At 45.3% G+C, this 14,370-nt stretch carries 10 protein-coding genes and 1 pseudogene; 8 read left to right on the plus strand and 3 right to left on the minus strand.

Annotated elements, in window-relative coordinates:
* Positions 1-15 precede the first annotated feature (15 nt).
* From recC to FEF09_RS19000, 5 genes are all read left to right on the plus strand, one after another.
* The gene (recC, locus tag FEF09_RS18980) at positions 16-3,207 is read left to right on the plus strand and encodes an exodeoxyribonuclease V subunit gamma (RefSeq protein WP_146306581.1); all 3,192 of its coding nucleotides are present in this window, start codon (positions 16-18) and stop codon (positions 3,205-3,207) included.
* A 16-nt stretch (positions 3,208-3,223) separates the two neighbouring features.
* Positions 3,224-4,768 (plus strand): UvrD-helicase domain-containing protein, encoded by a 1,545-nt coding sequence (locus FEF09_RS18985; protein WP_146306582.1) that lies wholly within the window; start codon positions 3,224-3,226, stop codon positions 4,766-4,768.
* Positions 4,769-4,844: 76 nt separating this feature from the next.
* The gene (locus tag FEF09_RS18990) at positions 4,845-6,074 is read left to right on the plus strand and encodes a 3'-5' exonuclease (RefSeq protein WP_261387603.1); all 1,230 of its coding nucleotides are present in this window, start codon (positions 4,845-4,847) and stop codon (positions 6,072-6,074) included.
* On the plus strand, positions 6,068-6,415 hold the full coding sequence (locus tag FEF09_RS18995; RefSeq protein WP_146306584.1) for a hypothetical protein: 348 nt from the start codon (positions 6,068-6,070) through the stop codon (positions 6,413-6,415). Before FEF09_RS18990 ends, FEF09_RS18995 begins: the two co-directional genes overlap by 7 nt.
* The gene (locus FEF09_RS19000) at positions 6,412-6,678 is read left to right on the plus strand and encodes a hypothetical protein (RefSeq protein ID WP_146306585.1); all 267 of its coding nucleotides are present in this window, start codon (positions 6,412-6,414) and stop codon (positions 6,676-6,678) included. The genes FEF09_RS18995 and FEF09_RS19000 overlap by 4 nt, the downstream gene beginning before the upstream one ends.
* Here the strand turns inward: FEF09_RS19000 and FEF09_RS34845 are convergent.
* From FEF09_RS34845 to FEF09_RS19015, 3 genes and pseudogenes are all read right to left on the minus strand, one after another.
* Positions 6,661-7,565 (minus strand): annotated as a pseudogene (locus FEF09_RS34845) (DUF6999 family protein). The gene FEF09_RS19000 and the pseudogene FEF09_RS34845 overlap by 18 nt on opposite strands.
* 13 nt (positions 7,566-7,578) lie before the next feature.
* Entirely contained in the window at positions 7,579-9,450 is a 1,872-nt protein-coding gene (locus tag FEF09_RS19010; RefSeq protein WP_146306586.1) for a beta-ketoacyl-ACP synthase III, read from the minus strand.
* A gap of 111 nt (positions 9,451-9,561) precedes the next feature.
* Entirely contained in the window at positions 9,562-10,269 is a 708-nt protein-coding gene (locus FEF09_RS19015; RefSeq protein ID WP_146306587.1) for a glycosyltransferase family 1 protein, read from the minus strand.
* A 223-nt stretch (positions 10,270-10,492) separates the two neighbouring features.
* On the opposite strand from FEF09_RS19015, the gene FEF09_RS19020 reads away from it, so the two are divergent.
* The 3 genes from FEF09_RS19020 (at position 10,493) to FEF09_RS33265 (ending at position 14,363) form a co-directional block, all read left to right on the plus strand.
* Positions 10,493-12,817, plus strand: a complete 2,325-nt coding sequence (locus tag FEF09_RS19020; protein WP_146306588.1) for a DUF5703 domain-containing protein — start codon at positions 10,493-10,495, stop codon at positions 12,815-12,817.
* Between the two features lie 65 nt (positions 12,818-12,882).
* The gene (locus FEF09_RS19025; RefSeq protein ID WP_261387598.1) at positions 12,883-14,043 is read left to right on the plus strand and encodes an alpha-amylase; all 1,161 of its coding nucleotides are present in this window, start codon (positions 12,883-12,885) and stop codon (positions 14,041-14,043) included.
* Positions 14,044-14,054: 11 nt separating this feature from the next.
* Entirely contained in the window at positions 14,055-14,363 is a 309-nt protein-coding gene (locus FEF09_RS33265) for an alpha-amylase domain-containing protein (protein ID WP_261387599.1), read from the plus strand.
* Positions 14,364-14,370 lie beyond the last annotated feature (7 nt).

Raw genomic sequence — 14,370 nt, forward strand, 5'->3', positions numbered from 1 at the left:
AATTGAATAACACGTATGGCACTATATCTGAGAGTGTCCAATTCACTGGAGAATCTCTCCATGGGACTGGCACAGACATTGAAAGCTTCTAACAGCCAGGTGTTTGAACAACACCTTATCGTCACACAGACGGAAGGGATGAATAACTGGTTGAAGCTACAGCTGGCAGAGTACCTCGGTATTGCTGCCAATTGTCGTTTCCTCAAACCGAATGATCTGATCCATCAGATCTATTTCCTGATGGATGGCCAATATTCGGAAATGCTTTCCGGCAGAAATCTTACATGGTTGTTGTACAAACTGCTGGGAGAAGATATCTTCCGGGAAACCTATCCTGCCGTTGCTACCTATTATCATACCACAGAACCAGATAGCGATCTGAAAAGAATGGCGCTGGCAGAAAGGACGGCTGACCTTTTTGATCAGTACCAGATCTATCGTCCGGAGATGATCAATGAATGGAACGCACCTCCGGAAGATCCTTTTGCAAAGGTAGACTGGCAGCAATATCTCTGGACGGAAGCCAAGAAAGTATCTGGTCATGCACTGCCGGATAAAACCATTATCGGACAGCACATACTGGATATGTTAAAGAATCCGGATCATCAGGAAACGCTCGCACACCGGATGAATACCGTGCACTTGTTTGGCCTCTCCATCATCACGGCCTACCACGTACAGATCCTCCATGAACTGTCTTCTTTCATTGATATCTATTTTCATATCATCAACCCTTCTCCGGAACTGTACTGGTTTGATGACAAGAGTGAAAAACAACAGGCACGCTGGCGTCTGAAAGGCCGCCCTATTCATGAATCTGATGTAGCCGGTAATCCCTTGCTCATGGGGTGGGGAAGAGTTGTGCAGGATACCTTCGGCCTGTTCTTCAAATATGATGCTTTTATCAATGCCTACGAAAGTGAAGGACTGGTAGAACCACAACCAGATACTCTCCTGAATAAAGTACAGCATGATATCTTTCTCAATGCCAATGATCAGCGACATCCTATCTTCCCGGAAGATGTGGAAGATGGTTCGATTACCATCAATAACTGCTATACTGTTGCCCGTGAGGTAGAAGTACTGTACAACTATCTTGTACATCTTGTAGATAAAAAAAGAGAAACCTTATCTCCACGTGATATCGTTGTCATGGTGAGAGATATCGATGTATATGCACCTTATATCAAGGCGATCTTTAATAACGCGCCTTACAAGTTCCGTTATACAATAGCGGATGAAAGTTATGCGGATAGTGATAATCTGTTCAATGCACTACATGCCATCCTGCGATTGAATGAAGAAAATTTCAAAGCAGAGGAAGTCCTGCAGTTACTCGATTCTTCCTATATCCGTAAACGATTTGCCATCAACAATGTACCATTGATCCGTCAGGTGGTTGATCAGGCGAATATCCGTTTTGGTATTCATGGTGCGAAAGAAGATGAGACCTATCTGGTCAGCTGGAAATATGGGATCAGACGTATCATGTATGGTATCTGTATGAGCGGTGATCAGGAATATGGCAGGGGAGAAGAAAGCTTTTTCCCATTGGATATACTGGAAGGCAGCGATAGCCTCGAAGTGATCCGCTTCTGTCATTTTGCAGAAGTCCTGATCTCTGCCATTGAAGATCGTAAAAAAGAACGCAGTATCAGTGGCTGGGTAGAGTATATCGAAGGCATACTGCATAACATGGTCTATGAACCGGAAGAAGAAATAGACGAAGATTATAATACACTCATGCAGCAGTTGTCAGATTACAACCTGCTGAATGAATATATGAGCGATACAGTAGCTTTTGACGTATTCAGTCATAGCTTCCTGCAGACATTGACCGGTACTACCCGTACCGGCTTATTTGTAAACGGAGGGATCACCTTCTGCTCCCTGATCCCCATGCGTAGTATTCCTTTCAGAGTAGTGGCGATGCTGGGACTGGATTATGATAAATTCCCCCGCCGGGAACAGCCCATCGGTTTTAACCTGATGGAGAAAAACAAACAACGTGGTGATCGTAATGTAAAGGATAACGATAAACACCTGTTTCTGGAAACAGTGCTCTCTGCACGACAATACCTGTATATCAGTTACGTCGGGCAAAGCGCCAAAGATAACAGCCGTATGCCGCCCTCTGCATTGGTGGATGAATTACTGGATTATATAGAATCCGGTTGTGAAGACCCGGAAGGTGTCAGGAACAGGCTTGTTACCAGACAACCTTTACAGGGTTTTAGCAGGAAATACGGACAGGGAGATGAACGGTTATACAGCTATCTGAATACCTCTGTACCGGAACGGACTATCACCCGTGCTGATAAAGCGATGGAACAACAACCCATTGAAGAGATTGATCTGGATGAACTGGTACGGTTCTTTAAAAATCCTTTCAAGGCTTACTATAACAAAGTACTGGGGATCTACTATAATGATGAACAGGTACTGTTGAATGAAACGGAGATCTTCCATCTTGATAGTTTACAGAAGTGGAGTCTGAAGAACGAGTTATTACAGATGGATACCAATGCCATCGCTAATATGAAGATCCGCTTAGTGAAGACGGGCCGTCTGCCCCTGAAGAATATGGCTTATGTCGCATTGCAGCAGATAGAAGCCGAGGTACAACCCGTACGAGAGAAATTCAGGGCCTGTACCAATGGCGCAGAAGAACAATCTGTACAGGTAAATCTGGATATAGAGGGCACGTTATTAAAAGGAACTATTAACAGCGTATTCGATGAAAAGCTGGTACAGGTATCGTGGTCTAAAAGAGAGGATAAATACCTGATGGAAGCCTACATCAGATATCTGGCGGGACGTGCAGCCGGTGTACTGCGTGGCATGTGCTTTATCTCCGGTGCCAGTAAAAGAGAAGCTTTTGAGGCAATTCCTCTGACACAACAGGAAGCTTTGCGAAGACTGACTGCATTGGTGAAGATTTTCAGGGAAGGTTTTGAAAAGATCACACCGTTTTATCCTGACTTCGATATCAAACCAGCTGATGTGGCAGGACTGGATTTTAGCAAATTCAGTAAAAAAGTGGATAAGGCATTGGATAAAGGAGACGATATCACCATCGATCCATATATCTCCCGGGAGTATGAAAATGGTTTCTTTAAAGATGAAACCATTCTCGATACTTATAAAGTCATTTGTAGTCATCTGCTGGTTCCGCTGGCAGAAATGATTCCGGGTTATTACAATTAATACAGGCAAGGACAAGATGAACGAACATATCAACTACCAGGATTTTAATGCGGCTACCGTACCTCTTCAGGATAGCAACCTGATAGAGGCCAGTGCCGGTACAGGGAAAACATATTCCATCGCTATTCTCGTATTGAGACTGGTGCTGGAAAATGGACTTTCTATTAAAGAAATCTTGATGGTGACTTTCACCAAAGCAGCCGTGGCTGAACTGGAAGAACGTATCCGTCTGTTTGTACGTACGGCGTATAAGATCAGTCAGGGACAGGAAACCAGAGACGAGAATATCTTTCGGCTGGTAGAAGAAGCGGTAGAACGTAACGGACTGGCAGCTGTACAGCAACAATTGAGAGATGCCGTACTCTTTCTGGATGAAACAGCCGTATTAACTATTCATAGTTTCTGTCAGAAGACCCTCAATGAATTTGCCTTTGAAACAGATCAGCTGTTTGGTGCGGAAATGATTCAGGATACTAAAACCCTGATAGCAGAAGAAGTCCAGAAGTTCTGGCGCAAATATGTTACCACATTACACATCCGTTTACTGGAAAAGATCTGGGAACCGGATATGATGCAGGGGATCAATGTAGCGTTGAATGAACATATGGGTGGTAAACGTTACTATGCTTATCAGCCCGGTAAGAGATATGTGATCAGACTGAAAGAACAGGAAGAGTGGTTGCAACAGCTGGATACCATAGATGAAAAGAAAGCCTCTGCTGAGAAAGTGTTGCTGGAGTATGTGACCAATGAACGGGAAACACTGAGAGGACTGTGTGAAGGAAACAGGTATGCTAAAACCGCTTTACTGCCCTGCGTAGATGATCCTGCATTGTTTATAAAGACGGTAGCTGACAAAAGAAGCAGCGCCAAATATATCAGCACATTGTTGCCTGACATGCTTGTACACATGGATCAGGTAGCTGTTGTGGACGAAGAACGTAAAGGGATTGTACAGCAGGTGATCAGCCGTTTGTACTGCTTTGCCATAGAAGAGATTGCGGCAGGTGTAAAAGGCTTTAAAAAGCGAAATAACCTCCTGAGCTATGATGATATGATCACCAATCTGCACAAAGCGTTGGTGGATAGAAATAATCCGCGACTGGAAGAAGTGCTGCGCGAAAAATATAAGGCGGTGTTTGTGGATGAATTTCAGGATACTGACAGAATGCAGTATGAGATCTTTGAAAAGGCTTTTGGCGATAGTACCATCCTGTTTTATATCGGTGATCCTAAGCAGAGTATCTATGCCTGGCGTAAGGCGGATATCTTTACCTATTTCAAGGCAAGGGGCAGTGTACAGCACGTATATAGTATGAACCGCAATTTCCGTTCATCTGAACCCTTTATTGCCGCGATGAACCAGTTCTTCCTGCCCGTACCCGGATTTGATACTTTCTATTCGAAGGAGAGGGCAGCGCTATTAACTATATCAAGGTGGATAGTCCTGATAGTAACAGCAAAGGATTACTTTACAGAGGGGATGAGCCGGATGTGCCCATCTCCGTTTTTAATGCATCAAACGGTACCGAATTGTCTGAGAGCGTGGCCGCACAGGTAGCAGCTTTACTGAGAAGCGGTGAATATTTTATTGGTGATGAGGATGACGTCGTCCCGTAAAACCATCTGATATCGGTATCCTTGTGCGTACCGGCCGGCAAGGTCGTGAGGTCAAAGCACAGCTGGCGAAATTGGGGGTACCTGCAGTTACCGTGGATGATGCAAAAGTCTTACAATCAGAAGAAGCCACTTATCTGTTATACCTGATGGAAGCCATGCTGGCTCCCGACAGGTCTTCTATCAACCGTGCCCTGTTATCGCCTTTTACAGGCCTGAAACTGGAATCTGTACTGACGCTGGATGACGAGGTAACGTTGGGCTTATTCGGTAACTATAAGAACAGATGGCAGCAGGATGGTATTTACACCGCGATGATGGATTTTGTGACCGACTTCAATGTGCGCAATGTGTTGTTGCACGCACATACAGAAAGTGGGGAACGTATCATATCAAATCTCTTCCAGCTGACGGAACTGGTGCATCAGATCCAGAGTCGTAAAAACCTGTCTATGACAGAACTGGTATCATGGCTTAAACGCGGTATTGACGGCATGGCTACAGAAGGGGACGAGTATGAGCAGCGTATGGAAAGTGACGAAGAAGCCGTAAATATCGTAACCATTCATAAGAGTAAGGGACTGGAATACAAAATTGTGATGGCGCCTTATCTCGATTTTGTAGAAAACAAATATATAGAGTTCTTCAGCTTCCGTGATCCGCTGACGGGAGACTATGTGGGTGTGGAAAAGAAACGTATGACTGATGAACAGCAGGCTTCTTACGCACGGCAGGCCGAACAGGAAAACAGACGTCTGTTATATGTGGCGATCACCCGGGGTGTGTATAAGTGTTTTGTGTTCCGTAATAACTATCATAAGAAATCTACCTTACTGACCTTCCTGGAGGCACTGATAGCAGCAGCGCCTTCTTCCGATATTATCCGTTTTGAAGAAGGGATTCCGGTAGCACCTGAACAGCAGGTCAGCAATAAGATCTTAGCACTCACACCGGTTAACCCCGATCTGCCTGTCAGGTTTGTGCTGAAAGAACAGAACTGGCGGAAGATGAGTTATACCATGCTGGCGGCAAAGGCAGAACACAATCTGCGGACAAGGGCCTCACAACAGGAAGACCCTTACGAGACTTTTATTTTCCATACCTTAAAACGTGGCGCCAAGACAGGTAATCTGTTACACTTCCTGTTTGAGAATATCAATTTCTCAGAGGATAGTCGCTGGGAAAAATGGATCACAGAAACAATCCGTCGTTTGTACCGGGACAACAGGAATTGTATGGACCTATGTTAAAGCAGTTGCTGGAACATGTGTTACAGACAGATATTACGGTGGATGGCCACACATTCCCATTGGCCGCTATCATCTGGCATAAACGTATTCCCGAATTTGAATTTGATTTCCCGGTATCTGCATTTTTTCCCGATATGCTGAATGGTCTTTCTGATGACAGGACGAGTGTGGTAGTGCGTCGTTTTCATGAACAGGGTAGCAGTGAACTGGAAGGGATCATGAATGGGAAAATGGACCTTTTCTTTGAGCATGAAGGCAGGTATTATATCCTCGACTGGAAATCCAACTACCTCGGAGGAACGCCGGAAGATTATACCCCGCAGCCGTATCCGCAGCGATGAACGAAAATAACTATCACCTGCAATACCTGATCTATACTTTGGCGGCTAAGAAATACCTCGAAAGCCGCTTACATGCATTTGACTACGAAACACAATTCGGTGGTGTGATTTATTGTTTTGTCAGGGGCATAAGAAAAGGGCAGTCTACTGGTATATTCACCATTAAACCACCCTTATCCAAGATTTTGCAGCTGGAAAATAGTTTATCTCCTGACGCAAACAGGAAACAACCTCCTCAGCAAAAATTATTTGACATCTACTAACAATGCCTGTCGCTGCTGTTCCAGTTTAGCCTGTACCAGTAATGCATGCAGTACTTCCGTAGAAAATCCATGCAATAACAACCGGAATGCCGCTCCTGCCATAGGCAATGGTATCATCGGGTGTTTGTTATTGAGTGCCGTCAGTTTTTCCGGACAATCCATAATCGTCGCTGCATAGATGCCGATCACTTCATCCAGTTGGAGTGAGTTGGTGGCCCGCCAGAAATCGGCGTCTGTCAGGAAGAACTGATACACCGGTGTGAATATCTCTATTGCTGTACCAAGGTCAATGAAGTTGGTCCACCGGTGGCGGAACTGCTCAAAAGGGATAGGCGTAGTGGAAATAGCACTGAAATCAGGCTTTTCCTGTTTGCTGACCTTTATCCCTTTCTCATCAATTGCCTTATTCAGATTAATGATAAAGTTATAAAGGTTCAGGTCATGTTCCAGAAAGAGGTTATCCTTAACATGACTCACCGCTGTCGGCTTCAGTGGATTCATGGGAATGTTTTCTGCTCCACTTACATTGTCTTTAATAAAGCGTAAAACCTCAGAACCGAGGTAAAATGCCGTAAGATCAAAAAGTTGGCCTCCGGGGTGATAAAGTATCTCATGCCCCAGAAAAGGCTCTTATGCAGCATTTTGGGCGCGTTGATCAGATTGGGGATAAAGATCTTAAAGACCTGCATCAGCACAATGCTGATCCTTGCAAAGGCTTTTATCACCGGATAAAGGAATTGCCGGCTTTTTGTAGAGGAGTCGTACAGGAAAGCAGCTTTTGCATCCGGATTGAAAGGGATGCTTTTATCAAGGAAGAGCGCATGCCAGTGACTCGGATTGCGCGTGTCATGCGGCATCTGCTCATAGTACTCTTTAGTATGTAACATGTGAATATCTTTGTTAGAAATTGTCCAGTTCTTCCAGCTGCATCCGATAGAGCCTTGCTACTACTTTTGCCGTTTTCACAATCTTCTGCGCCATTTCCTGCGTCAGCAGGTCAGACTGTATGGCATTCTCGAAACGTTCGAAATGATTGTCGTTGCTGTCACTGCTTTCATGATAGATGAAAAAAGATACCTGATCCGCATTCAGTTGCAGCTGTTGCTGAATAGCGCGTCCCCATTTGCCGGATACCCTGTTGCCCAGTCCCTCGATGATAAACATACCACCTAAAAGATCAAAAGGGTCCGGCTGGCTGGCCCGCTGGAACATGTAAGCACTTAACGCTTCACTACCGATATTCTTTTCACCTGTATACAGGTCTTTTTCATTCCCGCCACAGTTAATATAGTTCTTTTCCAGTATCTGATAATCACGGTGCTCGTCAGAAGAGTGTCTGATAAAAGAAGATCGTACGTGGAAGTATTGCATGCTGACATTAGAGGCTGCACGCGCGATCCATTGCGAACCGTCAATTACCTGCTGACGAAGGTTCAGCAGCAGTCGTTTGTATTCTTCCAGTGTCAGCTGACCATTGAATATTTTCTTTACGACCGGTATTTGTTGCAGGGAGCGTTCGAAGTCAAACCATACGCCGGTCAGCTGTCTTACCAGCCATTCCTGAACAGGTTTCTGTTGTGTTCTGATCTCAGGTGCCTTTATCGTGGCGATGTCTTCTGTAACTACACCGGGAGCTGCCGGAGCCACTACTCTCAGCATCATATAACCGGTGATGAAACGGCCGCTTTCCGGTACCATACAAAGTACCTGCTGACCATGTTTCAGTTTGCCGCTGTGTAGCAGTTCATCCAGCATAACAAATATGGAAGCAGAGCCGATATTACCAACTGTGTATAAGTTGGTAAACCATTTATCTGCGGGAATATCTGCCCCGCCTTTCTCCAACAGATCTGTGATCTGTTTTTTGAAGTGATGAGAGGAATAATGACACACCAGCCAGTCAATAGTCGCAGGTGTGATCTTCTTTTCATCCACCAGTTCAAAGAAGCGTTGAATACCCAGTTTGACGATGTTATCCACCAGTTGCATATCCTGCTTCAGGTTGACAGCGCCATCTTTATCGGCCGCACTCATACTCTCGTAATCCAGCCAGGTTTTGCTGATGCTGCCATCGGCCTGTTTGTTGGTACCTGTGTACATACAAAGCTCGTACTGGTTTGCGTAAGAGCGAAGATCGATCCATTCAATTTCCAGCGATACTCCTGTACGGGAAGGAGCAGGTTGTAATAACATAGCGCCTGCACCATCACTCAGCATCCAGCGGAGGAAATCGATATCCGCCGGTAATGCGGCGTCTGTACCAATAATGGATTGCCCTGCAAAGCGGGAAGCTTTGAACATTCTGCTGGGCAATTCTGCAGCACAGGATACAGCATTACGTGACTGACCTGCCTGTACGTGCATATAAGCATTCTGTATGGCCATGATGCTCGCAGCACAAACGCTTTGATGCGAGGCAAGTGTACAGGTGCCAATGCCACTTTCTCCCTGTACCATACTGGCGAAACCCGGTACGGGCAGATCACTCTGCGTGGTGGCAGTACTGAGGAAGTCTATATTTTGTTTGCCGGCAGCAGCGCCTTCCAGACAATCATTGATAGCTTTGGCCGCCATTTCATACGCCTGATGAGTGGTTTGCTGCTGAGTATCGAGCGCATAATAACGTGATTTGATACCATTCTTTCTCAGGAAAATATCTTTGGTACGGGATGGCTGGCCGTTAATTTTGCCCAGATAGTCTTCCATCGCTTCATTGGGGATAGATGTATTGGGTAAAAATTTTCCGGTAGCCGTGATAAATACTTTATGCATGCAACTACTTTTACTAAATATGGGTATTGTCCTGTTAACAAAAAAAGCTCTGTTCCATTGCTGAAACAGAGCAGAAATATAGATAAAATCTTATAAAACGGAGGTCTCCGCCTATATTTTTAGCAATTCTGCAACATACCCGGCATTTACCATAAGCGGATCATCCGCCTGTAAAACCCGGTCAGCATGCAGAGCGATGCTGTCGGAAAAGTTGTTCCCTTTCTGCTGAATGCCGTATCGGCTGCATATATCCCTGTACACACGGAAAGGTTTATTGAATAGTATCTTGTCCGCTATAAATGAGGCAAGCGTCAATTGTACTGCACTTAGCCACTTGTGTATAATATTGGTGGCCCGTATTTCCTTCCCGGCAGAGGTAGCACCGAAAGTCAGCACAGGAATATGCAGTTTGTTGCGTACAATCGGACCGGCGCTAAACATACAGTCGGTGATCACCATATCAAATGGAAAAATGTCCCGTATATCACGGATGTCTTCATAGTATTTCGTGGCAGGAAGTATAAAGTAATGTAACATGTCGAAATTCATACGCGCTGCTTCGTTACTGATGTTTTTCCGTTCGGGTAACATGTCATTTATATTCCGGCTATTGATATCATTTGCTCTTTTCAACGGATAATTGTAGATCATTAACTGATGGAACAGTTGCGTATAACATTTCGATGCATACCATCTTACATCACAGCCTGCGTGTTGCAAGTATTTAGCCAGACCAGTGAGGGGGTGAATATATTTGTCGCCTGATACCGTTGCGAACAATATCTTTCTGCCGGCAAGTTGTTGTGTACTACTTGTCATAAAAATCAGAATGGAGTATGTTGATAAAACCTGAAAAAGTATACCTGAAAAATGGTTATTCCTATGTTAGGATGAACAGTGGAAACACGTTGCGAGGTTTCAGCGTAGGTCTGTAAAGTGATACAAATCTAAACGTTTTATTGAAAAAACAATATTAAAATCCGATAGCTGTTAATTGTCATTATAACACCTTATTTTTATAGGACTTAAAGATCCACGTTCCATGTATAAGATGAAAGACTGGCATATATCGCGCACCATTGCGCTGCTGACAGTGTTAGTGGTTGGCTGTATGCAGCGGACTGTTGCGCAACTTAACACTGTATCCCGCTATGATGTCAGCTGGAATTCCCAAAGCCTGCATGCGGGTGAATCTATGCCCTGTGGAGGTGGGGATATCGGGCTGAATGTATGGGTGGAACAGGGTGATCTGCTGTTTTATATATCCCGTAGCGGAACCTTTGATGAAAACAATGCCATGTTAAAACAGGGGAGGGTAAGAATAAAATTATCTTCCGGCCCTGTCAGCAGTGATGGATTTGTACAACAACTGAAATTACAGCAGGGCTATGTCAATATCCGTGATGCAAATACCGATATAGATATCTGGGTAGACGTATTTCATCCTGTCATCCATGTGGATGTAAAGCATACAACGCCGGTGAAGGTAACCGCCACTTACGAGTCGTGGAGATATCAGGACCACCTGATCACGGATAACCGCGAATGCAGAACAAACTCTTACAAACGTTTACAATCTTTCCCGGTGATCACCTATAAAGATGATATCAGTTTCCGGGGTAATGAAGTCTTGTTCTATCATCGTAACCGTGCAGATGTACAGGACATCTTTAACTATACCGTAGATCATGAAGGAATGAATGCCGTAAAGGGGGAACTATATGATCCGCTGCGCAATAATACCTTCGGGGGTATCATGCGTGGAGTGCAGATGATAGCGGCGGGTGTGGACTCCGGTAAATATGCAGATGCAGCTTTTTATGCGTGGTCTTTGCAAAGTAAACAGCCGGTACGCAGGCAACAGCTGATGATAGGGTTGGAAGTTGCACAGGCTGAAAGTCTGGATACATGGATGCAGGCATTACAACAGACCATGCTGCAGGCAGAAAGGAATGTGCTGGCCGATCGTCGTAAAACAATACAGTGGTGGAAGGACTTTTGGGAGAGGAGTTATATTACTATCGATAGTAAAGATAGCGCAGCTGTCACAGCCGGTCGTAATTACCAGTTGTTCCGGTATATGCTGGGATGTAATGCTTATGGGCAATGGCCTACTAAATTCAATGGGGGCTTATTCACATTTGATCCACGTTATGTAAACGAGGATTTGCATTTTTCGCCTGATTTCCGGTTGTGGGGTGGTGGTACTATGACGGCGCAGAATCAGCGGCTTGTGTATTACCCCTTTCTCAGGAGCGGCGATTTCGATATGATGAAAGCCCAGTTTGATTTTTATCTGCGTACAAAACGGAATGCGGAGTTGCGCAGCGCTACCTACTGGCAACATGCAGGGGCCTGTTTTACGGAGCAGATTGAAAACTTTGGCCTGCCCAATATTTTCGAATACGAGCTGAAAAGACCTGCGGGTGCTGATCCCGGCGTAGAATATAATGCATGGCTGGAATATCAGTGGGAGACAGTATTTGAATTTTGTCTGATGATGCTGGAGGTGAACAGTTACACCGGTGTCAGTCAGCCGGAACATCTTGCATTTATAGAAAGTTGTCTGACTTTCTATGATGAACATTACCGGCAACTGGCCAGAAAGAGAGGGGTACGTGAGCTGAATGAGCAGGGACAGTATATTCTTTTCCCCACATCCGCAGCAGAAACTTTCAAGATGGCCTACAACTCCACCACTGTGATCGCCGCTTTAAAGGTGATTGTGGAAAGGATGCTGGCATTACCGGAAAACCAGCAGGATACCCTCCGCAGTAAAAAGTTGCTGCAGCTGCAAGAGAGGATTCCTCCGATTGCGCTGACGGCGTTTGAAGGCCATCAGACGATTGCGCCTGCACAGGTCTGGGAGCGGGTACAAAATTCTGAGGCGCCACAGTTATACCCTGTTTTCCCGTGGGGAATATACGGAATGGGGAAACCGGGACTGGACATTGCGCGTAATACATGGGAATATGATCCACATGTAGTGAAATACCGTAGCCATGTTGGCTGGCGTCAGTATAATATTTTTGCTGCCCGTCTGGGCCTTACAGCAGAAGCATCCCATTATACCCAATTGAAATTTGCCGATGGCCCCCATCGTTTTCCGGCCTTCTGGGGCCCCGGTTTTGACTGGACGCCAGACCACAACTGGGGAGGTTCGGCCATGAGCGGTTTACAGGAAATGCTGTTGCAGACCGATGGAAAGAAGATTTATCTGCTACCCGCGTGGCCGGCAACATGGAATGCTGTTTTTAAGCTCCATGCGCCCTATAATACAATTATAGAAGGGCAGGTGGTCAATGGTAAGGCGACCGTACTAAAAGTGACTCCTGCTTCCCGGAAAGCCGATATCATCATCCTGTAATTGTGGTGGCATGTGGTTTGTATCAGCATCAGCGGTCTTTCCTCAAAAACTACAATAAATTTTATATGAAAAACGGTACGATGATGCAGTACTTCCACTGGTATACGCCAGAGGATGGAAGTTTATGGAATACAGTGAAAAAAGAAGCGTCTAAACTGGCTGCCATGGGTATCAATGCCATCTGGCTGCCACCTGCCTATAAAGGTGCAGATGGTACCAGCAGCCGTGGATATGATGTGTACGACCTGTATGATCTGGGGGAATTTGATCAGAAAGGGACAGTTCGTACCCGTTATGGTACCCGTGAGGAGTTTGAAGCTGCTGTTAAAGCTATTCACGAGAGCGGTATGCAGGTTTACGTAGATGTGGTAGCCAATCACCTGATGGGTGGAGACGAAACAGAGAAAATAACAGTACGTAAGGTTGACTCCGAAAACAGGAACGAGTTTATTTCTGAACCAATGGAAGTAGAAGCTTATACCCGTTTTACTTTTCCGGGGCGTAAAGGCGCTCACTCTGATTTTGTCTGGGATCACCAGTGCTTCACCGGCATTGATCATATCAGTAACAGCGACGAAGAAGGCATCTTCACGATACAGAATGAATATGGTGAAGGATGGGAAGAAGTGATAGACACGGAAAAAGGCAACTATGACTATCTGATGGGGGCTGACATAGAATTCCGTAATCCTGCTGTCAGGGAAGAATTCAGAAGATGGGGAGAGTGGTATTACAATGCTGTTAAATTCGACGGTTTCCGGCTGGATGCAGTGAAACATATTACTCCTTCTTTCTTTAACGAATGGCTGGATCAGATGCGTGAATACACCGGCAGGGAGTTGTTTGCAGTAGGAGAATACTGGGCGCCCGGTCAGCTGGACCTGTTGTTAAAGTATATCGAAGCTACGGAAGGTAAGATGTCTTTATTCGATGCTTCCCTTCATCATAATTTCTTTGACGCTTCTTTGAAGGGGAAAGATTATGATATGAGGACCATATTTGACGGTTCACTGGTGCAGGCTAAGCCTTTTCTGGCAGTCACAGTAATCGGCAATCATGATACCCAGCCTTTGCAGGCTCTGGAAGCAACAGTGGATTATTGGTTCAAACCGATTGCCTATGCTCTGATCCTCTTGCGCGAGCATGGCTATCCCTGTGTTTCTATCCTGATCTGTATGGTGCAAAATATACAGATAAGAACAAGGAAGGTGAGGATACAGAGATAGAACTGGTGCCGGTGGAAGGGCTGGAATTATTGATTCCTGCCAGAGATCAGCACGCATATGGTGTACAACGCGATTATTTTGATCACGCCAACTGTATTGGCTGGACACGTGAAGGAGATGATGCGCATACCGGTTGTGCGGTAGTGATCTCTAACGGAGAGGAAGGCAATAAGCATATGGAGATCGGAAAACGTTATGCCGGAAAGCGGTTTAAAGATATACTCGGCAAACGGGAGGAGGAGATTGAGGTAGATGAAGAAGGATGGGCTGATTTTCTTTGTGCCGCAGGCTCCGTGTCTGTGTGGACATTAGCTGAATAATGTGTTT

Origin of the sequence: Chitinophaga pinensis (assembly GCF_007896845.1) — a bacterium.
Taxonomy (GTDB): Bacteria; Bacteroidota; Bacteroidia; order Chitinophagales; family Chitinophagaceae; genus Chitinophaga; species Chitinophaga pinensis_C.

What these genes read in the sequence shown, in the direction of transcription:
- FEF09_RS18995 (WP_146306584.1), top strand. Translation starts at nt 6,068, where the DNA reads ATGTTAAAGCAGTTGCTGGAACATGTGTTACAGACAGATATTACGGTG.
- FEF09_RS19020 (WP_146306588.1), top strand. Translation starts at nt 10,493, where the DNA reads ATGTATAAGATGAAAGACTGGCATATATCGCGCACCATTGCGCTGCTG.
- FEF09_RS18985 (WP_146306582.1), top strand. Translation starts at nt 3,224, where the DNA reads ATGAACGAACATATCAACTACCAGGATTTTAATGCGGCTACCGTACCT.
- FEF09_RS19025 (WP_261387598.1), top strand. Translation starts at nt 12,883, where the DNA reads ATGAAAAACGGTACGATGATGCAGTACTTCCACTGGTATACGCCAGAG.
- FEF09_RS19010 (WP_146306586.1), bottom strand. Translation starts at nt 9,450, where the DNA reads ATGCATAAAGTATTTATCACGGCTACCGGAAAATTTTTACCCAATACA.
- FEF09_RS19000 (WP_146306585.1), top strand. Translation starts at nt 6,412, where the DNA reads ATGAACGAAAATAACTATCACCTGCAATACCTGATCTATACTTTGGCG.
- FEF09_RS19015 (WP_146306587.1), bottom strand. Translation starts at nt 10,269, where the DNA reads ATGACAAGTAGTACACAACAACTTGCCGGCAGAAAGATATTGTTCGCA.
- recC (WP_146306581.1), top strand. Translation starts at nt 16, where the DNA reads ATGGCACTATATCTGAGAGTGTCCAATTCACTGGAGAATCTCTCCATG.